This window comes from Spirosoma jeollabukense (assembly GCF_054777855.1).
Window position 1 is genome coordinate 591,166 of the sequence record NZ_BAAHAD010000001.1, and the last position, 23,216, is coordinate 614,381.

At 47.5% G+C, this 23,216-nt stretch carries 25 protein-coding genes; 12 read left to right on the forward strand and 13 right to left on the reverse strand.

What is annotated here, in order from left to right; all coding sequences use genetic code 11:
• Nucleotides 1–121: 121 nt before the first annotated feature.
• Together ACYVEA_RS02360 and ACYVEA_RS02365 are read right to left on the reverse strand one after the other, a co-directional pair.
• A complete protein-coding gene (locus tag ACYVEA_RS02360) occupies nucleotides 122–1,234 on the reverse strand; it encodes a FecR family protein (RefSeq protein ID WP_461111709.1) in 1,113 nt (370 codons plus the stop codon).
• 140 nt (nucleotides 1,235–1,374) lie between these two features.
• The gene (locus tag ACYVEA_RS02365) at nucleotides 1,375–1,968 is read right to left on the reverse strand and encodes an RNA polymerase sigma factor (RefSeq protein WP_461111710.1); all 594 of its coding nucleotides are present in this window, start codon (nucleotides 1,966–1,968) and stop codon (nucleotides 1,375–1,377) included.
• A gap of 443 nt (nucleotides 1,969–2,411) precedes the next feature.
• On the opposite strand from ACYVEA_RS02365, the gene ACYVEA_RS02370 reads away from it, so the two are divergent.
• Nucleotides 2,412–3,440 (forward strand): LacI family DNA-binding transcriptional regulator, encoded by a 1,029-nt coding sequence (locus tag ACYVEA_RS02370; RefSeq protein ID WP_461111711.1) that lies wholly within the window; start codon nucleotides 2,412–2,414, stop codon nucleotides 3,438–3,440.
• 8 nt (nucleotides 3,441–3,448) lie between these two features.
• Here the strand turns inward: ACYVEA_RS02370 and ACYVEA_RS02375 are convergent, their stop codons facing one another.
• Nucleotides 3,449–3,745, reverse strand: a complete 297-nt coding sequence (locus ACYVEA_RS02375) for an iron-sulfur cluster assembly accessory protein (RefSeq protein WP_093823827.1) — start codon at nucleotides 3,743–3,745, stop codon at nucleotides 3,449–3,451.
• 61 nt (nucleotides 3,746–3,806) lie between these two features.
• Here ACYVEA_RS02375 and ACYVEA_RS02380 point away from each other — a divergent pair, with 61 nt between their 5' ends.
• Nucleotides 3,807–4,331 (forward strand): DUF7935 family protein, encoded by a 525-nt coding sequence (locus tag ACYVEA_RS02380; RefSeq protein WP_093823825.1) that lies wholly within the window; start codon nucleotides 3,807–3,809, stop codon nucleotides 4,329–4,331.
• A gap of 65 nt (nucleotides 4,332–4,396) precedes the next feature.
• On the opposite strand, the gene ACYVEA_RS02385 is transcribed toward ACYVEA_RS02380, so the two are convergent.
• From ACYVEA_RS02385 to ACYVEA_RS02395, 3 genes are all read right to left on the reverse strand, one after another.
• The gene (locus ACYVEA_RS02385) at nucleotides 4,397–5,239 is read right to left on the reverse strand and encodes a hydroxymethylglutaryl-CoA lyase (protein ID WP_461111712.1); all 843 of its coding nucleotides are present in this window, start codon (nucleotides 5,237–5,239) and stop codon (nucleotides 4,397–4,399) included.
• On the reverse strand, nucleotides 5,236–5,586 hold the full coding sequence (locus ACYVEA_RS02390; protein WP_461111713.1) for a transmembrane 220 family protein: 351 nt from the start codon (nucleotides 5,584–5,586) through the stop codon (nucleotides 5,236–5,238). Before ACYVEA_RS02390 ends, ACYVEA_RS02385 begins: the two co-directional genes overlap by 4 nt.
• 67 nt (nucleotides 5,587–5,653) lie before the next feature.
• Entirely contained in the window at nucleotides 5,654–6,340 is a 687-nt protein-coding gene (locus tag ACYVEA_RS02395) for a tetratricopeptide repeat protein (protein WP_461111714.1), read from the reverse strand.
• Between the two features lie 294 nt (nucleotides 6,341–6,634).
• On the opposite strand from ACYVEA_RS02395, the gene galK reads away from it, so the two are divergent.
• From galK to ACYVEA_RS02415, 4 genes are all read left to right on the forward strand, one after another.
• A complete protein-coding gene (gene galK, locus ACYVEA_RS02400; protein WP_461111715.1) occupies nucleotides 6,635–7,789 on the forward strand; it encodes a galactokinase in 1,155 nt (384 codons plus the stop codon).
• Between the two features lie 113 nt (nucleotides 7,790–7,902).
• Nucleotides 7,903–8,571, forward strand: coding sequence for a fructose-6-phosphate aldolase (gene fsa, locus ACYVEA_RS02405; RefSeq protein WP_461111716.1), 669 nt, complete (start codon nucleotides 7,903–7,905; stop codon nucleotides 8,569–8,571).
• A 106-nt stretch (nucleotides 8,572–8,677) separates the two neighbouring features.
• Nucleotides 8,678–9,358 carry a cell division ATP-binding protein FtsE gene (locus ACYVEA_RS02410; RefSeq protein WP_461111717.1) on the forward strand — a complete coding sequence of 227 codons (681 nt, stop codon included), beginning with the start codon at nucleotides 8,678–8,680 and terminating at the stop codon, nucleotides 9,356–9,358.
• Nucleotides 9,359–9,884: 526 nt separating this feature from the next.
• Nucleotides 9,885–11,117 carry an ROK family transcriptional regulator gene (locus ACYVEA_RS02415; protein WP_461111718.1) on the forward strand — a complete coding sequence of 411 codons (1,233 nt, stop codon included), beginning with the start codon at nucleotides 9,885–9,887 and terminating at the stop codon, nucleotides 11,115–11,117.
• Nucleotides 11,118–11,214: 97 nt separating this feature from the next.
• On the opposite strand, the gene porX is transcribed toward ACYVEA_RS02415, so the two are convergent.
• The gene (gene porX, locus ACYVEA_RS02420; protein WP_461111719.1) at nucleotides 11,215–12,774 is read right to left on the reverse strand and encodes a T9SS response regulator signal transducer PorX; all 1,560 of its coding nucleotides are present in this window, start codon (nucleotides 12,772–12,774) and stop codon (nucleotides 11,215–11,217) included.
• Nucleotides 12,775–13,094: 320 nt separating this feature from the next.
• On the opposite strand from porX, the gene ACYVEA_RS02425 reads away from it, so the two are divergent.
• From ACYVEA_RS02425 to ACYVEA_RS02440, 4 genes are all read left to right on the forward strand, one after another.
• On the forward strand, nucleotides 13,095–14,336 hold the full coding sequence (locus ACYVEA_RS02425; RefSeq protein ID WP_461111720.1) for a LysM peptidoglycan-binding domain-containing protein: 1,242 nt from the start codon (nucleotides 13,095–13,097) through the stop codon (nucleotides 14,334–14,336).
• Between the two features lie 6 nt (nucleotides 14,337–14,342).
• Complete coding sequence (locus tag ACYVEA_RS02430) at nucleotides 14,343–14,555, forward strand: hypothetical protein (RefSeq protein ID WP_093823805.1); 213 nt, start codon at nucleotides 14,343–14,345, stop codon at nucleotides 14,553–14,555.
• Between the two features lie 27 nt (nucleotides 14,556–14,582).
• Nucleotides 14,583–15,413: a TIGR02757 family protein gene (locus ACYVEA_RS02435; RefSeq protein WP_461111721.1), complete on the forward strand. Its 831-nt coding sequence runs from the start codon at nucleotides 14,583–14,585 to the stop codon at nucleotides 15,411–15,413.
• Nucleotides 15,414–15,521: 108 nt separating this feature from the next.
• On the forward strand, nucleotides 15,522–16,553 hold the full coding sequence (locus ACYVEA_RS02440) for an aldose epimerase family protein (protein WP_461111722.1): 1,032 nt from the start codon (nucleotides 15,522–15,524) through the stop codon (nucleotides 16,551–16,553).
• Between the two features lie 3 nt (nucleotides 16,554–16,556).
• Here the strand turns inward: ACYVEA_RS02440 and ACYVEA_RS02445 are convergent, their stop codons facing one another.
• From ACYVEA_RS02445 to ACYVEA_RS02455, 3 genes are all read right to left on the reverse strand, one after another.
• Nucleotides 16,557–17,285 carry a 3-keto-disaccharide hydrolase gene (locus ACYVEA_RS02445; RefSeq protein WP_461111723.1) on the reverse strand — a complete coding sequence of 243 codons (729 nt, stop codon included), beginning with the start codon at nucleotides 17,283–17,285 and terminating at the stop codon, nucleotides 16,557–16,559.
• 250 nt (nucleotides 17,286–17,535) lie between these two features.
• Nucleotides 17,536–19,431, reverse strand: a complete 1,896-nt coding sequence (locus ACYVEA_RS02450) for a YgiQ family radical SAM protein (protein ID WP_461111724.1) — start codon at nucleotides 19,429–19,431, stop codon at nucleotides 17,536–17,538.
• Between the two features lie 190 nt (nucleotides 19,432–19,621).
• Nucleotides 19,622–20,071 carry a hypothetical protein gene (locus ACYVEA_RS02455; protein WP_461111725.1) on the reverse strand — a complete coding sequence of 150 codons (450 nt, stop codon included), beginning with the start codon at nucleotides 20,069–20,071 and terminating at the stop codon, nucleotides 19,622–19,624.
• Nucleotides 20,072–20,631: 560 nt separating this feature from the next.
• On the opposite strand from ACYVEA_RS02455, the gene ACYVEA_RS02460 reads away from it, so the two are divergent.
• Together ACYVEA_RS02460 and ACYVEA_RS02465 are read left to right on the forward strand one after the other, a co-directional pair.
• Nucleotides 20,632–21,030, forward strand: a complete 399-nt coding sequence (locus ACYVEA_RS02460) for a hypothetical protein (protein ID WP_461111726.1) — start codon at nucleotides 20,632–20,634, stop codon at nucleotides 21,028–21,030.
• Between the two features lie 51 nt (nucleotides 21,031–21,081).
• The gene (locus tag ACYVEA_RS02465; protein ID WP_461111727.1) at nucleotides 21,082–21,363 is read left to right on the forward strand and encodes a hypothetical protein; all 282 of its coding nucleotides are present in this window, start codon (nucleotides 21,082–21,084) and stop codon (nucleotides 21,361–21,363) included.
• Here ACYVEA_RS02465 and ACYVEA_RS02470 read toward each other — a convergent pair.
• The 3 genes from ACYVEA_RS02470 to ACYVEA_RS02480 are packed head-to-tail and all read right to left on the reverse strand — an operon-like array spanning nucleotide 21,360 to nucleotide 22,444.
• Nucleotides 21,360–21,803: a hypothetical protein gene (locus tag ACYVEA_RS02470; RefSeq protein ID WP_461111728.1), complete on the reverse strand. Its 444-nt coding sequence runs from the start codon at nucleotides 21,801–21,803 to the stop codon at nucleotides 21,360–21,362. The genes ACYVEA_RS02465 and ACYVEA_RS02470 overlap by 4 nt on opposite strands.
• On the reverse strand, nucleotides 21,769–22,011 hold the full coding sequence (locus ACYVEA_RS02475; RefSeq protein ID WP_461111729.1) for a hypothetical protein: 243 nt from the start codon (nucleotides 22,009–22,011) through the stop codon (nucleotides 21,769–21,771). Before ACYVEA_RS02475 ends, ACYVEA_RS02470 begins: the two co-directional genes overlap by 35 nt.
• Nucleotides 22,012–22,015: 4 nt before the next feature.
• Nucleotides 22,016–22,444, reverse strand: a complete 429-nt coding sequence (locus ACYVEA_RS02480; protein WP_461111730.1) for a hypothetical protein — start codon at nucleotides 22,442–22,444, stop codon at nucleotides 22,016–22,018.
• Nucleotides 22,445–23,216 lie beyond the last annotated feature (772 nt).

Below are 23,216 nucleotides of genomic sequence, written 5' to 3' on the forward strand. Positions count from 1 at the left end.
TAGTGGTTCCGCGCAGGCATTGACTACCCTGGCGACAGCGATAGGACTATGCCTGCATTCAGACGAGTGATTGGTACTGTTTTTTCATACGGGTGTTAGGTTAGTTCATATGGTACGTTGCTCAGTTGGCTGGGCGGCAGCCTTTGCTATAAATGACAATTTGGGCATCGATAACCTCATAGCGGGAGTCCGTTGCCCGGCAGATCAGGTCTAATTTTTCGTACATCGACTCCGTACCAAATTCGGCGGTTAGCTCGCAGTTGGCCAGCAGGTCGGCGTCGTAATTGATGACAATGCCATAGGTAGTTTCCAGTTTTTTGAATACTGATACGACCGGCGTATGGTCAAACACAGCGACTTGCGGCTGGGCCGACGTCACGACGACCGGCTCGGGCGCAGCGACCAGCGACCGTTTCATCTGTTTCTCCTCCCGGTCCAGTGTCACCTGCTGGTTGGGTGTCAGAATAAACGCCGTATTTTTATCATCGAACTCGCCTGGTTTCTTATCGGCTGGCGTCGTGAATACGGACACCTTACCCGTACGCACAATTACTTTAGCCTCCCTGTCATCAGCGTAGGCACGTACCGTAAAGCTTGTTCCTAATACTTTGGTCGTCAACTGATTCGTGTACACCAGAAAGGGCTGTTTTGGGCGACGTACGACGCTAAAAAACGCTTCGCCAACCAGAAATACGTCCCGTTGTTTTGCCGTAAACGCACGTGGGAAACTGATCCGGCTGCCTTTATGGAGCGTCACCTGGCTTCCGTCTGGCAACGTAACGAGTTGGCTCGACGACGTTTCGTTCGTAACCTCACGTAGTGGTCCGGTATCCTGCTCGGCCATCTGCTGATAGACCATCAGGGGCGTATCAGCCGACCGGTGATTAACATAAACCAACGTACCGATGCCCACAACGACCACAGCCGCAGCCATGAACAACCAGTTCATAAATCCCTGACGCCCCCCGGAGTGCCCCTCATCCGACACCTGTTGACGAGCTATTTTCAATCGATCTAATTCATTAGCCAGCTCATCGTCAGCCAGTTCATCCTGCGCCTGTTGCATCTGAACAACAAACTGCCGGGCCGCCAGTACCAGATCCAGTTTGTCGGGATTTGCCCGCAGCCAGTCATTCCAGAACGCCTGATCGGCCGGAGCATCGGCCAGCGCCCACCGCCTGAAATGGCTGTCCAGCACGAACTCGTCGAACGTATAGCGGGTATAATCAGGCATGCTCAGGTTGTATCGGTTTCCCCCTTTTATAGAGAAATAGACCGACATACCGGGGCAATACTCTTTCTGACAGAAATTTTTTGGGAATTAATTGCAGGATTTCAAACACAGAGCGGTCCGCCGGTGCGTGTTTGAAAAATTTAAGAAAAAATGCGGGCGGGGAGGTAATTCCGCAGTTGCGTCATGGCGCGATAAAGGAAATTAGCAACGGTCTGTTTTTCAATTTCCATTACTTGCGCGATGTCATCGTTTGAAAGACCTTCGTAAAATTTCAGAAACACGACCTCCTGTTGGCGTTGGGGCAATTGGCCCACAGCTTGCCGGAGACTTTGCTCCGTTTCGGTCAGGGCTTCGAAGGCAATCCATTCGGTTTCGGCTGTTAGTCCATCGGTAAGGCTGGTTTCTGGTTCGATTCCCTCATCGCTTGTTGCCCGCCAGCCCTGCTCCTTTCGTAGCTTACGCAACAAGTTGTTACGCAATGCCTTAATGAGGTAAATCGTTACGTAGGGCGTATCCACAATGGCCTTGCGTCGGTTCCATAATTCCAGAAACAGATCCTGGATACAGTCTTTAATCAACTCCCGGTTTTTGGTGAAGCGGGTGGCATAATTAAATAGCACCCGATACCGTGCCTGAGCCAGTTGGTCAAAAGCTTGCTCATCACCGGCTTTAAATCGAGTCCAGAGTTCGGCGAGTAGTAGTTCATCCGAGGGAACCAGTGTTGACGTAGCCATGTCTGCTTTCAGAGTAGAGGGTTTGAACGTAGCTGTTTACAAGTATCGCCTTACAGGTAGACATACTAGGATGCCAATCTGATCACTTATATTTTTCACTTTCCAGATATAATACAATTCCCAGATAGTTGAAAGCGAAGCTAGGTTAAGCCTACCTATACTCGCTGCTAGCCTATTTTCTGAGTATTCTCTACTAATATACTCGCTTAGTACAACTTGTCAAGGATATTCAAGTACAGCGATTGTATTTTTTCATGCAACCGTTACCGCAAACGTTTGCGGTAACGGTTGCATGACATCATTCCATCTTTAAAACATTAAATTTTTCTTCGTATAATTGCTAATTCTGCTCCATTACTTTTCGTTAGTTTTCACCGATTTGAAAAGCGCCATCTTGTAAAAGTTATAAATGCTGGATATTCATTTGCTTGGACAAATTCTTTATGAAAAATACACCGGTTACCATTAAAGATATTGCCCGCGCGCTGAACATTTCAATCTCAACGGTGTCAAGAGCGCTACGTGGTATGCCCGAAATTCACCCCGATACACGGAAGGCTGTCACGCAGTTGGCTGAAGAACTGGACTATCAGCCAAACCAGTTAGCCAAAAATCTAGCCAAAAGCCGTACCCGAACTATCGGTGTTATTGTACCGAATTTGAGCTACTATTATTTCTCGGCCATGCTCAACAGCATTGAGGAGGCCGCTTTACAGTCGGGTTATAGCGTGCTGGTTTGTCAGACGAACGAGTCCTATTTACGTGAAATCACCAATATTCAGAACCTGCTGCGTAGTCAGGTGGAAGGGTTTATTATTTCTCTCTCGCGGGACACGGACAACTATGAACACGTCGAACGACTGACCCGCAAGAATATTCCGCTGGTGCTCTTTGATCGCTATGCTGAGAGTATTAATGTGTCGAAGGTCATCGTAGACAATCACGCAGCTGCCTTCAAAGCGACAGAACACCTTATCGAAAATGGCTGCCGACGGATTGGTTTTCTAGCTGGTCCGGCTCAGTTGGTTTTGAGTAACCAGCGCATCAATGGCTATCGGGCGGCTCTGGCAAAACATGAATTATCGGTCGGCGATCAATACATATTCAACTGCGACTATACCCAAGAAAATACCATCATGCAGACATTAGCCATGATGAGTCTGCAACAACCACCCGACGGTGTCGTCATCATTAGTGATCGAATGGCGTATTCTGCGATGTACGCGATGCAGCAAAAGGGCATTCGTATTCCCGACGATGTGGCGATTGTGAGTTTTAATAATGAACCCATTTCGGCTTATTTTTCGCCAACACTCAGCAGCATTAGTCAACCGATTCAGGAAATGGGCACCGAAACTGTTCGGCTCTTATTGAGGGAAATGGAGGCTACCGATAATACGATTCCCAAAGAGACCAAAATAATGGAAACCCAGCTTATTGTGCGCGGCTCATCACTACGTCTGCGGAGTTAACTAAATTTTTACCGGCTCTCGGTCACTTTATCAACTGTAAATCCACCGGGCTCGTATCCAATTTCGGCCCCCAGTACGTAGAGTAAATGCTTGCGGTCGATAATGACGCGCACCTCATCAACGTTATACACTTCGTCGGCGGGGCCTGGTAAATCGAAGCCTAGTAGCCAGGATGAACCACAGCCTCCCCCCCGGACGCCGACACGTAATCCATATTCGCCGGGAATTTTATTGGCCTGCAACGTATCCAGAATCTGCTGACGCGCTTCGGGCCGAACAAAAACGGGATTATCAAGAGTGAGCATACAACGAGATCGAAAACCTTTAGTCAAATTTACCCATTTTTATTGAACAACGTTCCCCTCTATGGACCTATTGAGTGACTTCCTGAAACTGATCGTACCGGCAGGATTAGTATTATATGGCATGTATCTGACCGTCAAATTGTTGCTGGAGCGCGAAGCCGACCGTCACCGCTACGATGTTAAAACCCGCTATACCGAAACCGTTGTCCCTATCCGGTTGCAGGCGTATGAGCGGATGGTGTTATTTCTGGAACGTATCAGTCCCAATAATCTCTTACTACGGCTGGGCGGCAGTTCGACTACCGTACTGGAATTCCAGCAGCGACTTTTGCAGGAAATCCGGGAAGAGTACAACCACAATTTGTCGCAGCAGGTATACATGAGTCAGGGTGTTTGGGACCAGATTCAGGCCGCCATGAACGACGTAATGACACTCATCAATCAGGCCTCGGGCGATACGCGCCCCGACGCACCCGCGCTCGAACTTTCAAAACGAATTTTCGAACGTATCATTCAGAAAGACAGGCAACCAACGGCCGATGCTCTCCAGGCCGTAAAAGGAGAAATTCAGGCGATGTTTATGTAAAATGGCATGGGGCTTGGAGCGAGGAGCATGGACTATCACTTGCCCCTCGCTCCAAGCCCCACGCCCTAAAACACCCCCGCCGATAGGGTCATGGCTTTTTGCAGTGCTTCCTTATTGATGTTGAGGGCGACTCCTTCGGCGGCAAGCTCCTGGATAATTTCCTCAGTTGGCAGATTCCCCGTAAGTTCGTCAGCCGCCATTGGGCAGCCACCAAAACCACGTAGTGCCCCATCAATCCGGCTAGCCCCTGCGCGTAAAGCTGCCTGCACTTTAGCTGGTGTTTCGCCCGGACGGGCATGAAGGTGGGCCCCAAACTCCACTTGCGGAAACTGTCCAATTAAGTGTCGGAATAGCGTTTCAATAGCTTCTGGCGTTGACGTACCCACTGTGTCTGAAGGCGCGATAATACGAATACCCAGTTGCACTAATTTTTCTGTAAACTCAGCAACCAGGTCGAGGCTATAAGGGTCGCCATAGGGATTACCAAACCCCATCGACAGGTAAACAACCAATTCTTTCCCAGCTCCAACGCAAAGCTTTTGCATCTCCCCTACCTCGGCGAATGCCTGAGCGATCGATTTGTTTGTGTTACGCTGCTGAAACGTTTCCGAAACGGATAGCGGAAAACCAACGTACTGAATCTGTGAATAAGCAACCGCCTGTTGGGCTCCACGAACGTTGGCAACAATAGCCAGGAGTTTGGTTTTTGTTTTCGCCAGATAAAGCCCTGCCAGTACGTCGGCGGTGTCGCGCATCTGTGGGATTGCTTTAGGCGAGACAAAGCTGCCGAAATCAAGCGTATCGAAACCAACCTGCAATAAGGCGTTCAGGTAGCGAATTTTAAGGTCTGTCGGCACAAAATGGTCCAGACCCTGCATCGCATCGCGGGGACATTCAATAAGTTTCATCGGCGTATCGGTTGACGCATCAGGAAGGCCAGCAGCATCATAACCGCTGAGCATATGGCCAGGCCACCCGCTTCACGCGCCATTTCGATGTTCATGCTCCGCATACCTACCTCGCTAAACAAAAACCCTTCAAACCTGGGCGGCCACTGATAGAAAGCCGCCACGCTGTAGACGACGGCCATGGCTATATAAATCCACCATTGGCCTACGCCGGCAAAAACCATAAAGCAGGCCATGGCAGCTAATCCATAAATCGGAATCCAGACCTCCGGATCAGGGTCGTTGTACTGGAAGGCAGCAAACAAAACAAACAGCAGTCCGAAAAAAATAGAAATAGCTTTTCGCATAAAGAGTCAGTAGTCAGTAGTCAATAGTCGTTAGTAGCTGACAACTACTGACTAACGACTGATGACTTTATTTACAATATTCAGCCACAGCATTAGCGGCATCTTCGTAGCCCAGCGTCTGCGCTTGCTTTAAGCTTAAACAACCACTCTCGCGTTGATTGTTCAATAATTGCGCAATCCCCAGGGCATAAAAGGCTTTACCGAATTTCGGATCAGCCTGTACAGCCTGTTGAAAATCAGCCATAGCACCGGCAAGTTCTTTCTGTTGAAACCGAAGATTACCCCGGTTATATAAAGCCAACGCATTTTTGGCGTCTAACGTAATAGCCTGCGAAAAGTCGGTCAGTGCAGGTTGAAGCTGCCCCTGCGTCGCAAACAACTGACCCCTGTTTAGAAATAATTCGGAACTAATAGTCCGGCTCGTGTCGGGAGCCAGTCGAATAGCATCCGAATAATCCTTTAAGGCACCCGTCAGATCATTTTGGGCAACTTTGAGTAAGCCCCGGTTGTAATAAGGCCGATAAAAATCGGGTTTTAGCTTAATGGCCTGGTCGTAATCGAGGGCGGCATTGGCATATTCTTTCAGTTCAAAATAAGCGACACCTCGTGAGTTGAAAGCCTCAAAATTATGGTCATCAGCCTCTACGGCTTGATTCAGTGACTGTACAGCTTCCCTAAATTTGCCTTCTCTCAAATAAACCCGTCCCTGTTCAACATATTTATCCGATGAACTACACCCACTGATACTGAGCATAATGGAACAAAAAACAACCAACGAACGCTTCATAATTACTTAATTTGGCCGCAAAGGTACGGGTGAAATTTGGTCGTTTGATGAACTATTACTTAACTTTGCATCGGCAAATCGGTGCTACCAGCTCCTGCTGAATCCCCCAGGTCTTGACCGAAGCAAGGGTAGGTGGTCGTAGCGGTGAGACATTGGTTTGCCATTTTTTGTTTCCGTCCAGGCTGATCACTTCCGCAGGGGCGGTTATCTTGTTTAGCGGGTTATCCGTTTAGCTGTACCGCTAAATTTCCTAAACCCAACATGGATCTGCTTAGCCAACTTACCACAACGTTTCAGGAGACATTTCAGGCTGAGCCGTTGCTGATTTGCTCTCCCGGACGCGTCAATCTCATTGGCGAACATACCGATTACAACGAAGGGTTTGTGCTCCCTGCCGCCATCGACAAGGCCATTTATCTGGCTGTTGGCCCTCGTTCCGATAATGAACTTCATTTTGTGGCCCATGACCTGAACAAAACGTATCAGGGCTCGCTCAACCAATTAGAACCAACGCATAGCTGGGCCGATTATTTGTTAGGTATTGTGGCGCAGTTTCGACTGGCGGGCCATGAGCCCGGTGGCTTCAACTGTGTTTTTGGGGGTACAATTCCCATGGGTTCCGGTCTGTCGTCGTCGGCGGCCCTCGAAAACGGCGTTGGCTTTGCCCTTAACGAAGTGTTCAGTCTGGGGCTCGACCGAATTACGATGCTGAAACTGTCGCAACGGGCCGAAAATGAGTTTGTGGGGGCCAAGGTGGGCATTATGGATATGTTTGCCAGCATGATGGGTAAAGCCGATCACGTCATTAAACTCGACTGCCGCTCCCTCGACTACACCTATGCTCCTCTGCAAATGGAAGGCATTAGTATCGTCCTGTGCGACTCGCGGGTGAAACACTCCCTGGTAACGTCGGAGTACAATACACGTCGGGCAGAGTGCGAAGCGGGCGTCCGCTTTCTTCAAACGTTTTATCCCGACATTAAGAGTCTGCGCGACGTAACGATGCCGATGCTGGATCGTCATCTCCGCGATACGGACCCGTTGATCTACCGCCGGTGTGCCTACGTAGTGCAGGAAAATAAGCGCTTGCTGGATGGCGTAGCCGCCCTCGAAGTAGGTGATGTGGCGCAGTTTGGCCAATTGATGTACGGCTCCCACGAAGGCCTAAGCCATTGGTATGAAGTCAGTTGCCTTGAGTTAGATATCCTGGTGGATATTGCTCGCCAGCAAACGGGTGTGTTGGGTGCCCGCATGATGGGTGGTGGCTTCGGTGGCTGCACGATCAATCTGGTACGTGAAGATGTACTGAATGACTTTACTGACCTGATTACAAAACAATACAAAGCCCAAACGGGGAAAGATGCGTACCTTCACGTCTGCAAAATCCAGAACGGAACGCACTTAATAAACCAGTAAAATAGTCAAGGACCCAGTCAGTAGCAGAATCATCATTTCGACTTACTATCTGATTGACTCACCTATTAAATGATTGTTTTACGGATTGACCAATTTAATTAACACTATTTACCATGAAATTTTTCATTGATACGGCCAATCTGGCTGACATTCGTGAGGCCCAGGACATGGGAGTTCTCGACGGCGTTACCACCAACCCTTCGCTGATGGCAAAAGAAGGCATTACGGGCAAAGACAACGTAATGCGCCATTATAAACAAATATGCGACATCGTAGGAAGCGATGTGAGTGCAGAGGTTATCTCAATCAAGTACGAGGAGATGATCAAAGAAGGCGATGAACTGGCCGAACTCGACGAGAATATCGTTGTCAAGATCCCAATGACGGCTGATGGTGTTAAAGCCATTAAATATTTTTCTGAAAAAGGTATCCGTACGAACTGTACGCTTATTTTTTCGGCTGGCCAAGCGCTCCTGGCGGCTAAAGCCGGCGCTTCTTTCGTATCGCCATTTGTAGGTCGGTTAGATGATATCTCGACCGATGGGATGGACTTGATCGAGCAGATCGTGACAATTTTCACCAACTACGGCTATACAACCGAAGTCTTAGCCGCATCAGTACGTCACCCAATGCATGTCATCAAATGTGCGGAAATTGGCGCTGATGTGATGACGGCTCCGCTGAGCGTTATTAAAGCCCTCTTGAATCATCCGCTCACCGACAGCGGTCTGGCCAAATTTTTAGCCGATCATGAAAAGGCAAATCTGCCCGTGAAAAAGTAAAAAAAAGTCGTCAGTCGTAAATCAAGTGTCGTACGTACAAGCGCGACTTGTTATAGTATGACGCTTCATTTATGGCTGACGTCTTCATTGTATTACGACTTTTTTTATGCTTTCTCAGGAACCCGTTCTGACGCTTGACCACGCCGACATTTACCAGGGTAAAAAACTGGTTTTAGGAGATGTATCGTTTGTCATTAACAACGGTGAATTTGTTTACCTTATCGGCCGCACAGGCAGTGGTAAATCATCGTTACTTAAAACATTATACGCCGATCTATGGCTTCAGAGCGGGAAGGGACACGTAGCAGGCTATGCTTTGGACGCACTCAATCCGCGCGATGTACCCCAATTACGTCGGAAAATCGGCATTGTCTTTCAGGATTTTCAGTTGTTTTTTGATCGGTCTGTAGAGGAGAACCTGAAGTTTGTGCTAAAGGCAACCGGCTGGAAAAACAAAACGGATATGGACGCTCGCATCGCTGATGTGCTAACTCAGGTCGGCCTGGGAAATGCGCAGCAGAAAATGCCTCATCAGCTTTCGGGTGGTGAACAGCAGCGTGTTGTTGTCGCCCGTGCCATGTTGAATAAACCACAAGTGCTCATTGCCGATGAACCAACGGGTAATCTCGACCCAGCCGTTGCCGATCAAATCATGAAAGTGTTCCAGGCAATCAATAACGCCGGAACGGCCATCCTCATGGCTACCCACAATTACGATTTACTGCACAAATACCCAGCTCGTGTGCTACGTTGCCAGGATGGACAAGTAGTCGAACTACGCGGGTAAAGTGGTACAGAGATGTAAGCTCTATCACAAAAAGGCAATTAGAGATAGGACTCTCTAATTGCCTTTTTTTTATTTAGACCGTCTCGTTTATTGTTCACCGTAACATTCCTAATTGTTGTAACGGGTGCTGCGGTTTCTCGTAAATTGCTACTTATCTTTTACCCATAGAAAAGCCTGAGGAGCCTACATTTATTACTTTTCAGCTACCCTTCGTTTTGATCTGGATCGAATGATTCCATCAGGATAACTTTTCGATAGCCCTAAAACAACTTCGCGCAAGCCAATAAATAAGTACGCAACGATGAAGTAATTCAGGCTACATAGTTTCTTTGGATATTAAAATAAAATTAAAATTCTCTTTAGTAGCTAAATATTTTGAATGACTAAAGCTCTGTTTATAGTGTCTAATATTATTGGAAGGAGATGTAAGCCATCAACTCGCCACTTCCTTTTAATATATTAAAATACAACTTTAGACAGTTCTTCGTATTTTTTCTCGTTTTCAGTAATGCATTCATCTACACTAATGAATCCAGCTATAATCCTTGAAGATGAATCGCCAGCTCAACAGTCAGTTGTCGATTATAAAAAGAATCAAAAACAGCGCAAAGTGCTGGCTTATTTATATGCAGAGGGAACATGTACGCTGGCTTATTTAACAAAAATGCTGCATAGCAGTGTGCCCTCTGTTACAAATCTTGTTGAAGAATTAATTGATAATCAGTGGGTAAAAGCCATCGGTACAGCGACCGGCAGTAATGGTCGAAGACCCGTTTTATTTGGCCTTGACAGGAAACATCATTATGCAGCCGTGCTGGATGTCAGCACGCATGACACCAAAATATTGTTCATGGATGCGCAACGGAGAGTAATCTTCCGGAGCGATTATGACCTGCGTTTAAATGACAATCCAGCCTTTCTCACGTCACTGGTCAACCATTTTACCACCGCCTTAAACGATTCTGGCTTAACCGTAGATAATCTGATTGCTGTGGGTATTTCAATGCCTGGTTTAATTGATTCACTACGCGGTCAAAATATGACCTACAAGAATTTAAATCCAGATAATGAATCGCTGACAAAGTGGTTTTCCCATAAAATTGGCAAACCTGTTTATTTAATCAACGATACCAAAGCGACTGTTTTGGGCGAAAGTCGATTTGGTGGAGCCCGGGGAAAAAAGCAAGTGCTGGCTATAAATATAGACTGGGGCGTTGGTTTGGGAATTATTGTTAATGGCGAGGTTTTTCAGGGTGCCAGCGGGTTTGCCGGCGAATTAGGCCATATTCAGGTTGACCCGGAAGGGGAGCTGTGTTACTGTGGCAAAATTGGCTGCCTTAATACCATTACGTCGGCTTCGGCACTGGTTCGGCGTGCCCAGCGCGACATTCTGGCCGGGCAAGTGTCAAAACTAGCGGCTTTTCGTGATCGGGTCGAACAAATTGACATTGAGGAGCTTATCAATGCAGCCCATCAGGGCGATTCTTACGCCATTGACATTTTACACGAAACCGGGTTTCAATTGGGCAAAGGCCTGGCCATTGCCATTAGCTTGTTCAATCCGGAAATTATTATTGTCGACGGCGTACTAATTAAGGCAGCGGCTTTTATTCTGAGCACTATTGAGCAGGCGATCAGTAAATATTGCTTGAGCGACTTCCGGAACGATATGACCATTGAGCTTACCAAATTAAATGGAACAGCGAAATGGCTTGGTACGCATGCCTATGTGATGGAGGACATTTTTGCTACGTATTGATTCATAAACATGAAAAGGACGAGCGGGAGGAAAGGGAAAAAGGAGCTAAATGAATCCCTCTTCTCCCATTCCTTCCGCTCGTCCCTTTTCTACCCTCCTACTTTGCCTTCAGATAGGCAAATGGAATGATCATCTCTTCCAGCGATACGCCCCCGTGCTGGAAGGTATTGCGGTAGTGATTGACATAATAGTTATAGTTGTTGGGGTACGCAAAGAAGTAATCTTCCAGCGTAAATACGTAGGCTGTTGATACGTGTGGTTTCGGCAGGAAAAACCGCTCTGGCTTGCGCCCAACAAAGAGATGGTTATCGTCAAAACCAAGATTCTTGCCCTGCTTGTACCGAAGATTCGTGTTCGTTTCGCGGTAGCCAACAATTTTGGCGGGTTTCTGAACACGAATCATGCCGTGGTCGGTCGTGATGATGAGCCGTCCGCCTTTAGCCGCAATTTTCTGTATAAACTCCAGCAAAGGCGAATGCAGGAACCACGATCGGGTAATGGAGCGGTAGGCCGACTCATCGGGAGCCAGCTCTTTAATCATGGCCATGTCCGTACGCGCGTGCGACAACATATCCACGAAGTTGTAAACCACTACGTTCAACTGATTCTGCAACAGGTTATTGAAGTTATCAACAAGCGATTTTCCCTGATTGACGTTCAGAATCTTGTGGTACGACGACTTGATGTTCAGGCGGCTTTGGTCAAGTTGCCGACGTAGAAACTCGTCTTCGTGGTTGTTCAGCCCTTCATCTTCACTGTCATCATTGACCCACAAATCAGGGTGCTTTTTCTCCATTTCACTAGGCATCATCCCCGAAAAAATGGCGTTCCGGGCAAACCCTGTCGTGGTTGGCAAAATGGAATAGTATGATGACTCTTCCTCAACCGTAAAGTACTCGGACAGTAATGGCTCGATAACTTTCCACTGGTCATAGCGCAGGTTATCCACCAGAATGAAGAACAAGGGGGGAGCATTCGAGTCCAGCAGTGGAAACACCTTCTTGCGCATCAGTTGGTGCGACATGACCGGACTCTCCATTTTAGGCTCATTCAACCAGTCTTCGTAGTTGTCCATTACGTACTTGCAGAACTCCGAATTAGCTTCGCTCTTCTGCATGTTCATGACCTCGGACATACTCTTGTCCTGCGAACTATCAAGTTCCAGCTCCCAGTAAATTAGCTTTTTATATACGTCGGCCCATTCCTCAAAATCCATGCGGTCGTTATACTGCATCGAAATATTTCGGAAGTCCTGCTGATAGCCAATGTTAGTACGTTCCGTAACGAGCCGTTTGTTATCCAGAATCTTTTTAACCGACAATAATATCTGATTCGGATTGAGCGGCTTAATAAGGTAATCGGCGATTTTAGAGCCAATAGCCTCCTCCATGATATGCTCTTCCTCGCTCTTGGTAATCATGACGACAGGCAGGTTAGGCCGCATTTGCTTGATCTGCGCGAGCGTTTCCAACCCTGTCATACCAGGCATCATTTCGTCCAGAAACACGACATCGTAGTTGGTCTGTTCAACCTGATCGAGGGCATCGGCACCGCTATTGACAGGTGTGACATCATATCCTTTATTTTTCAGGAACAGAATGTGTGGTTTCAGAAGGTCAATCTCATCATCGGCCCAGAGTATCGAATAATTTTGCATGCGTTCGGGGGGATTTTATCATACAGATTTCGCAGCTCTGCCAGTTACAGTAGAAAGCGAAATCGTTCATTGTTTAACTTCAAACGCGGACTTCTGTTCCGAAAGATCACCGGAACTGTCTTTTTAAGAAGATTTAACAGATTTATAAGGAAGTCGCGTGTTAGTTACTTAATCAACGAACTCAACGGCAACAAAATACATTTCCGGCAAAATCAGGCGTATTTTTACGTTACTTTTACAACAGACGCCGTTTAACCAGTTGACAATTCGTGGCTCACAACGCCTGCCACGTATCAACTGCGCTCTGGCTGACGACACCTATGAAAAAATTCGCTATTCGTTATGCTTTGCTGGTCATGAGCGGCATTACGTCTATATATTCGGTTAAAGCCCATCCAACTTTTCCGGTTCGGGAAACAGTCATCGACTCCATCGGTGTCGAGAAAAAAAACGGAAAGCGTTTCGTGTTACACCGCGTCGACGAAGGCCAGACGCTCTACGCGATTGCCCGAAAGTATCATCGCTCGGTGGCGGATATTAAAGCCGCTAATCCCGATATCAAAGAGTCGGTTAAATACAGTCAGGTTATTCGAATTCCGGCGGCCGATGGCGCCCCCAAGCCCAAAGAAACCAAAGCCATTGACAAGGTCGTCTCAAAACAGGAAAAAGCAGGGAAGCCAGATACAACCCAGAAAGCGGTTTTAAAGCCAGCATCGGCAGAAACTCAGCCAGATGCCAAGCCTAAAAAAAGTGCTACCAAAGAGCAAAAGAAAGCGGAAGATCCGGCACGGGCGGGTATTCACGTTGTTGAAAACGGCCAAACACTCTACAGCTTGGCCAGCCGGTATGGCGTCTCGCAGGAAGACCTGCGCAAATGGAATAATTTACCGGGCAATAACGTACTCATTGGCCAGGCATTGATTGTTTCGGAAAAAGCCCATCAGGCGCGTATGCCGTCAAAATCAATGGCTAAGATCGCAGCTAAAACACCCGACAAAGTCTCCGAACCTGCGCCAAAGACCGTAGCAGTACACCCAGCCGAACCGCGTCCTGTTGAGCCGAAACCTAGTGAGCCTCGCTCGACAACGCCAGCTGCCGAACCGCACGCTACTGAACCCAAAGTCACGCCACCAGCCTCCGAACAAAAACCGGAACGACGTAGTGAGGTTGCTCATAATGACGTGGATCCAGCCAGTAAACCAACCTCTACGTCTACAACGACCAAACCCGCTGAAGTAGAAATTGAGTCGCCCCGGCCAGGGAATGATGCGCCCATGCCTACCCATGGACGGCGAATTTCGGACAGTGGGATCGCCGAAATGATTGAAGGTGCCGACGGGTCGGGAAAGTACCTCGCCCTGCACCGTACCGCCCCCATTGGTACGCTGGTACAGGTTCGTAATGCCTTCAACAACCAGAGCCTCTGGGTGAAAGTCATTGGCCGCTTACCGAACACGGGTATCAATGACAAGATTCTAATTAAATTGTCGACGCAGGCGTTTTCGAAACTTTCACCCGAAGATCGGCGTTTTCGAGCTGAGGTCAGTTATATTGTTAGATAAGGACTTATGGAAACCAAAGAAGAGCGTATTGCCCGGCGTCACCGCGAACGCGATGAGCAGATGAAAGCCACCCCAGGTTATTTGACGTTCAGCATTATGTTCACATTGGCGTATCCGTTCATTGCGGTCTTTACGTTCGTTATGTCGACACTGCTGGCCGTTTTTTCAGGTATTTCCCGCGCTATGGCGTGGATTGTTAGCGGAGGCCGTTCGCACTAAGCCTTCGCCAGCCACTACGTAGTTACGATGACACAACCCGAACTTATTGATTTTTTGAATCTGAAGGCCGATCAATACAATCGGCCTTCATTTATTGAGCACGATCCCATCAGCATTCCGCACCGCTTTAGTCGCAAACAGGACATTGAACTCATGGGCTTCTGGGCGGCCATACTTGCCTGGGGGAAACGCTCCGTTATTCTGAAGAAAACCACCGAGCTGGTCGAACTCATGGAGGGCGCGCCTTATGATTTTGTTCGCAATCATCAGGAAAGTGACCTGAGCCGGTTTTTGGCCTTCAAACACCGCACCTTCAACGCGACCGATGCGCTTTATTTCCTCCATTTCTTTCGGCAGTATTATCAGGAAAATGATTCGCTGGAGAATGCTTTTCTGCCTTACACCACGGGTTTAAAATCCAGTGCAGATGATACTATATTAGCGCCAGGTTTTAACCCGGTGTTCACAATGAATACTGTCGAATCGGCCCTCATTACGTTCCATGACCGATTTTGTAGCCTCACTGATTTTTTCCCGGAACGTACGCGCAAGCACATTGCCACACCCGCCCGCAACTCGACGTGCAAGCGACTGCTCATGTTTCTGCGCTGGATGGTACGTAGCGACGACCGTGGCGTTGATTTTGGGCTCTGGAAACAGCTACGTCCCGACCAATTAGTGATGCCGATCGATGTCCATGTGAACCGCGTGGCCCGCCAGTTGGGTCTGCTCACCCGACCGCAAACCGACTGGAAGGCCGCGCTCGAACTTACAGAAACACTACGTCAATTCGATCCAGCAGATCCAGTGCGGTATGATTTTGCCCTTTTCGGATTAGGTGTCGAAGGTGAAATGTAAGTATCCAGGCACCCATCTGTTTCGCTGTTTCGAGAAGAATTGTCAGAAATCAGCAAACAATCACCGCACGGGAAGGCTTACTAATTTACGACCTGACTGTATTGTTCTATGCCTTTTCAAATCACTACCCAGCCTTTTGGCCCGTTGCCAACCGGTACGGAGCCGCTCACTGAATACATACTTGCCCACCCTGAATCAGGCGAGTTTATCACGATCATTCCTGAATTTGGCGCCATTTTAAGGCGGCTAGTTCTTCGGAAAGGCACAGAGCGGTTTGAGTTGCTACAGGCTCCCGAATCACCACAGGCATTGTTGGTCGCCGAGAGTTACGCCAGCGCCCTACTCTACCCGTTTCCAAGTCGGATTCGGCATGGCATTTATCAGTTTGAGGGCGAAAGTTATGCCGTGAAACTGAATGAGATGAGACGCGACAATGCCTTACATGGCTTTGTACATGGGCGCGTATTTTCTGTAGTCAGCCAGGATATATCACCAACCCACGCGCAGCTAACACTACGTTACGACTATGAAGGTGATACGTTTGGTTACCCATTTCCGTTTGCGTTAACGGTTACGTATGAACTGGTTCAGGCTAATGCATTGCCTCTAGGTAGCAGTGCTGCCGAGGACAAGATGTGTGCGCTTCGGATGAGTTACTCAGCCCTCAACACGGGCGAAACACGTTGTCCGGCCGCTTTTGGCTGGCATCCCTATTTTACATTTTCGGAAGAGCCCATTGCCAATCAAACGTTATCACTACCTAACCGAACGCCCATCGAACTTGATGATCACATGATTCCGAAAGGTCGACTACCGCGTGAAGAAGCCGGAACAATTGGCCTGAAAGATCAGGAACTGGATATGGCATTTGCTGTTGAGCCAACGAGCCTCCCAACGGATACTAAGCCGTTTGCCGAAACGGTACTGACATCCTTACAAACGGGCGTTCGGTTGATTGTGGGGCAGGAGACTGGCGAAGGTAAACTCAATTATTTAGTGTGTTATACGCCCAACCGACGCGATAGTGTAGCGATTGAGCCGCTAACGGCCAATGTCGATGCATTTAACAACGGGGAAGGATTGGTTATCTTGAATCCAGGCGAAACACTGTCCGGTACCATATGGGTACGATTGGATTAGGGGTTACAGCGGGCGAAATTTGATATTCCGAAACCAGACCGAGCTACCCCAGTCCTGCAAACCGATTCGACCAGAAAGACGGCCTTTTGCCAGGGGACTATCTTTGAGTTTGCTGGTAGAAATGCGCTGCTTCCAGTCAGAGCTAGTCACATCATGCTCCTGAATGCTAAAGCCATTTAGTGAAACACTCAGCTTGTTGTTTTTAAAGATCACATGCACTTTATTCCAGCTTCCAACGGGCTGGAGCTCGCGAACCCGCGCGTTGGCTACACTAAAAAGATCGCCGGCCCGGTGCTTGTTTTCGGCAGCCCCTTCATAGATAGCGTCGTCCAGCACCTGAACTTCCAGCCCGGTATCGAAGATGTTTTTATACTGCGGTGCTTCCTGAACAAAGAGAAAGATACCACTGTTGGTGAATCGTTCCACTTTCCATTCCACCTTAAACTCGAAGTCGCCGGAGAATACGGCATCGGTTACTAAATCGCCCCCATCAGACGCTTTATTCCCAACTCGATTAGGTACATCTAACTTTAACGCACCCTGATCAATTTTCCAGGATGCACCTACTGTTTTGGTGCCATACGTATGCCAGCCTTCTACATTTTGCCCCGTAAAGAGCAACTTCCAGCCTTCTTTTTTTTCCTGAGGAGTCAACCTATTAAGCGCCTGCGCCTGTAAATCCGTAAAGGCGAGCCATATAAGTAGACCGATTGTTGAGATTTTGCTTAACATCGTTTTAGAAAAAGATTAGTTAGGCTAAAAAGGCTATATTATTCATTAACTCCTCATACGTTACCGGCTAATCTGTCAGGCTATAAACATGACTAATCCGAAAAAAAACAAAGGAGTAAGTATTTTTACCCAACGCTCATATAAGGTCTATTTTCTCTGATCAGCAATGAATTCGGGCAAAAAAAATCGAGCGTAATGTATAAACAACATTACGCTCGAATTAAAATTTTTCAGTAAATCAAACGCTACTTTATCGCTTTTTCTTGCCCGAATAGTTGCCCGAAAATTTAGGTTTACCAGTACTTTCTTTCTTTGGACTTCCCAACAAACGCTCTACCAAATCCGGCCGTTTGAGTGTGTTCAGGCGATTCCGAATCCAGTTTTTATATTCAGGCTTATACCAGAAGAAATAGTTATTCTGCGCCTGTTTCTCTTCCCGCGTTTTTGCCGTTTTGACTGGTTTCAGCGTGTAAGGATGGACACCGGAATAATAGATCACTTCGGCGACTGTCATCGGGGTTGGCGTGAAGTCCTGTACCTGTTCGAGTTCAAAACCCAGGTCTTTCGTTTCGGCGGCCAGATTGGCCATGTCCTGTTCTTCGCAACCGGGATGCGACGAGATAAAGTAAGGAATCAGTGGCTGCTTGAGGTTATGCTTCTCCTGAATCCTGTCGTACTTCTGCTTAAATAACTTGAAATATTTAAACGACGGTTTCCGCATCACCCGCAACGTATCGTCGGAGGTATGCTCGGGTGCGACTTTCAATCGACCCGATACGTGGCGCGTAACCAGTTGCTCCATATATTCATCGTGATTCCCGTCGGCATTGTTTTTGTTGAAATCATCGACCAGCAAATCATAGCGAACGCCCGAGCCAACAAATGCCTTTTTTACGTTTGGATTAGCATCGACCTTGCGATACAATTCCGTCATGGGTTTGTGCGACGTATCGAGGTTGGAGCAAATGACCGGGTGAATACAGCTTGGACTCTGACAACGGGCGCAGATCGATTCGTCTTTGCCCTTCATTTTGTACATATTGGCCGACGGACCACCCAAATCCGAGATATAGCCCTTGAATTCGGGGTGCTTCGTAATTTCATCGACCTCTTTAAGTACCGATGCTTCACTACGGGATGCCACGAATTTGCCCTGGTGCGCCGAAATGGTACAGAAACTGCAACCGCCAAAACAGCCCCGGTGCATATTGACCGAGAACTTAATCATGTCGTAGGCCGGAATCGGACCCCTTTTTTTATATTTCGGGTGCGGTAGCCGGGTATAAGGCAAATCGAACGACTTGTCGATTTCGGCCTCTTCCATCGTCTTGAACGGTGGGTTAATCACCAGAATCTGATCGCCTACTTTTTGGGTGATCCGGTTAGCCTGCCACTTATTCGATTCGACCTCAACAATCTTGAAGTTGGCCGCGTATTTGATTTTGTCCTCCAGACAAACCTCATGACTCGCCAGCTCAACCGAACTCCATTTATTATAGTCGCGTAGTTCAGTATTGGCGTCGTGCAGAAACGCTACCTGATTGATGTTCCGCATCGATGAAAACGGCACGCCTTTCTGCACCAGTTTCAGGATTTCGCGGAGAGGTTGCTCACCCATGCCATATACGAGCATATCAGCGCCCGCATCGACCAGAATGGAGGGCATCAATTTGTCCTGCCAATAGTCATAGTGCGTTACCCGGCGCAACGAAGCTTCAATGCCCCCGAGCAACACCGGTACATCGGGATACAGGGTTTTCAGAATATTGGAGTACACAATGGTAGCGTAGTCGGGACGGAAGCCCGCTTCGCCACCCGGTGTGTAGGAGTCATTGGAACGCAGGCGTTTGTTTGCGGTATAGTGATTAACCATCGAGTCCATACAGCCTGCCGTAACACCAAAAAAGTATTTTGGCTTACCAAATTTCTTAAAATCGCGCAGATCGTCTTTCCAGTTAGGTTGGGCGATAATCGCTACGCGAAACCCTTCACTCTCCATGATGCGCCCAATCACAGCCGTGCCAAAAGCTGGGTGATCTACGTAGGCATCCCCCGACACCAATACGACATCAACTTCATCCCAGCCTCTTTTTTCGACTTCTTTCATCGTCAGAGGCAACCAGTCAGTAAGGGGTCTTTCAATCATGAGTACGCAACATTATCTATCTAAGAAACATCGAATTTACGAAATAATTCGATGAGCGATAAGTAATTATGCATTCTCAGCCAACATAAGAGACTATATGAAGTAGGTAAGGAACCGGTTAATTACAGGTGATATGGGCTTTATGGCAATGCTACAGAAGTAGATTTTATCGAATGGCTATTATGCAAAATTAGTTGGTGACTCGTTTATATTTTTCAATTATCACCCGGTCAATACCAAGCTTCTCAACTTTTTCAACACCTTTCTGGACCAACGTATCCTTATTAATTTTGACAACGAATGGAAATTTGTTGTTCTCCCAGGCTTTATCACTGTAGTAATCCAGGCTCTCCGTATAAACACTATCAACCAATGTATATTTTCCTCCGCCTGCCGTGAATGCATTAGACGAATCTTTTGCAGTGTTGACAGCATGGTTTAAGAAGGCAAAATGTGTAGCATTAATGATTTTAATCATTTTATGACTCGGATCGAACGTAGAAAACGTGGAGTCTTTTTCTATCGTTGTTGCCGAAATCAACTCCCAGGTGCCAATAATTGGGCTGGCAGTATCTTTAGTAGCGCATCCATAGAACGTAGTAAATATGGCAATCGAACTAAGTACACGGTTGAATTTCATGGTTTAAGTGTTTACAGAAGTTTTACAAGTTACCAGTTATGAAGCCAAAAAATCCAAAGTTGATCGAAGAGATAGACGTAGAGTTGTGAATTGTCAACCTACTATCAAAGAACGTCGAGAGATTTGTGCGTTCATCCGCTCGTACAAAGCGACGACTACGGGTTCGTCTACTGCTTCGACCCAGACCTCAAAGCATAGTGCTTGAGCAAGCAGTCGCTTATCCCGGCAAATTAACCAAGCTCACCTTTAAGTCTACCTAACCAAGGTGCTTCTCGTATCACAGGGAACCCGCCTGACGAGCCTGAAGTTACCATAACGAGCCGAGCGACCTATCGTCCAGAACCCGCCTTACACGCCCATTTTGTTTGCTTCACCCAACGCCCGCGAGGGCTGATGGTGTGCGAAATAGTTCACTTCACTACGTTACTTCAACCTTTACACCCTCGTTTGGTTGGGCTGCCAATTTTCCTTCGGGACGTGCACTCTGTCATCGGAAAGCTACCCCACGCAGAGCGAAAAGGATTACTTGTAAATTGCGCTTCCATTCATCAAACTTCCATATGAGTTCCTTTCAAGATTCGTTAACATTCGAAACTTCGCTCCCCAATTATACAGGAATAGAGCGTGAAATCATTGTGTTCCCTCAAGAAAATCAAGTACTCGTTTACTTCACTTTCCGTGGATTAAACGATGAGTTCCCGGCTTTCGAAAAAGTATATAACAAGCCAGAAGTGGCACTTGAACACATCGAAAACTTCCTCAAAATAGAGCAACAGGAAAATGCTGCTGGTTTTGAGAGAGAAGATGAAAGCGTTACACAAAGTATGTACCGTTTTTTTGAAGACCTTTTGGCAGAGCGAGTGGCCTTGCCAGATAAAGGCGCTGGCTACGAGTTAAAAGGGGATAAAAATTATCTACAAGTTAAATTAGATCGTTACAAAAATAGTTTGCCCAACTAAGTTATCTAACTGGTGCATTCCCTTTGTCAGACGTTACGTGCCAAATGTGCTTTGTGGACTACCCTAATTGGGGCGCTTCTCGTGTCGACCGAAACCAGCAAACAAACCCAAAACCCGCCTAACGAGCCGCGCTCCCTGTCGCACGCAAGCCGACCACTACGTTATTTTCAGCTTGTTGCTGTTCACCCAACCCCAACGGGTGTTGATGGTGGGCTCAAAACTTTACTTAACAAACGTACTTTCGACCTTTACATACTCATTTGGTTGGGCTGCAAACCCGACCTCGGGACATGCATCCTGTCACCGGGAAGCTACCCCATGAAAGCAGTTTAGTCGGAGTAGTCCTCGTGCAACGGCTTCATCACGTCCTCGACAAAGGATTCCCAAGTGGTGAAAAAACTAACCCCTGGAAAATTAGGACTTGGCTCTCTGCGGCCTGTCCAAGTTAGATGCACAACACAGTACTCAAAACTACCATCAGCAAGTTTAAACAAGCAATCGTCGTCTGCCAAACTCCGCCCAATTAATTCAACCGACTTGCCGAAAAGAGGATGGTGCTGATTAATCTCTTTTTGTAGCTCGGTCATTATTTCCGGGCTATTGTCGGCGGTAATCCAAGGCTCTAAAAAAACGTACTTCATCTCATTCAAATTTTGCCAAACCGGGGCGTTTCCGCTGTCGCAGGAAACCCAGAAATGGAGACCGACCTTAACCTGCTTAATCGGGCGATTCTCGTATCTAAAAGAGCCGGAAATGATAAGCCGAAAGCTCATTGTCCGAGCCGGACCTCGTGTCGACCGATGACCGTAAATGAACACGGCCTGTTGGCGCCACCCAACGACCATAAGGGCTGATGGCCGAAAGATAAACGAAACTCAGGTACGTTGCCTTGACCTTTTCACCCTTGTTCGTGTTGGGTGTCGCATTGGCACTTCGACCGCTTTCCTGTCCGAGGTAAGTGGCCCCAGCAACGCTGACCAATACGCTAAGCAGGGAACGTGGCTAAATGAGTGATTAATTCGTGACTATCCGGCCATCCACTGCTTTGATGCATACAAACGATCAACCGTTGTTGCGCTTCCTCTAATGAACCAGCATATCCTTTTACATAAGCATCAGGCCAAGGTTGTTGAGATACTGGAATTTTGTACTCAAAGTGATAATGATTAGCCCCATCGTGATGAATCACTATGAGCTTGTCGGCCTCATAATCATCTCGGTTCATTAGAATGAGTTGGTCATGTGAGGTCATCACCCATAATTCAGTTTGTGGGAACGCCACGTTAACCATTTTGACAAACTCTCGCATGTGTTGGCTAACCTTGACGTAATACGGCGAGGAGTTGCTTGCCATCTCCTGATAGAACTCATCAACTGTTAAACGAGCCTGTTCTGAAAAACGAAGTAAAGGCATAAGTGGAGAAAGATACAATAAACAAGCTGTCACCAGTTGATTCCTGTCGGCCGGAACGCTTTTGAAGTTCTGACAATGGTTGGCTAGCTTGTCCAACCGAACGAGAAATGTCAGAAAGAACGTTCTGTCCAGCAGACATTGCCCTGTCGACCAAAACGCGAAACATCAGCAAACAAAAGCTCACTATCAATTAGTTATCCTGTCGCCCGATACGCGCCGAACCTACCGACTTGGACGGGCCACCCAACGACCACAGGGGTTGATGGCACCAGAAGTCGCTGCAAATAACAAACGTAGCCCCTGCCTTTACACCCCTGTTTGGTTGGGCTGTAAAGCCTCCCACGGGCCGCCCCCCTGTCCCCCGCCAACTACCCTACCGAGCAGAATTAAAAACGGTGCTTTTTTATCTTAATCCAGTTGAAGAGCTGCACCCCTTTCTGAATCAAAAAACGCCCAGCAAACCGAAAGTAGCGAAATCTAAAATTTCACCTACAAAGTCAGCGACAGCAGGCGTTGGAATTAGAAATATAAAGCCTATACCTGCCGCTACCACGAAAGCATAGAAAATCAATAAGTATTTCCACTTCATTATTCATCAACTATTGAACTATGTTTATCAAGCTTGTTGCTTTGTCACAGGAGACTTGACAAACCCATTTTTAGATTGTCCTCACTGGGCGTTTCTCGTGTCGACCGGAACCCGCCAAACGAGCCGAAAAACTACCCTGTCGAGCCGGGCGGCCTGTCGCACGAGGCCCGACCATTACGTTAT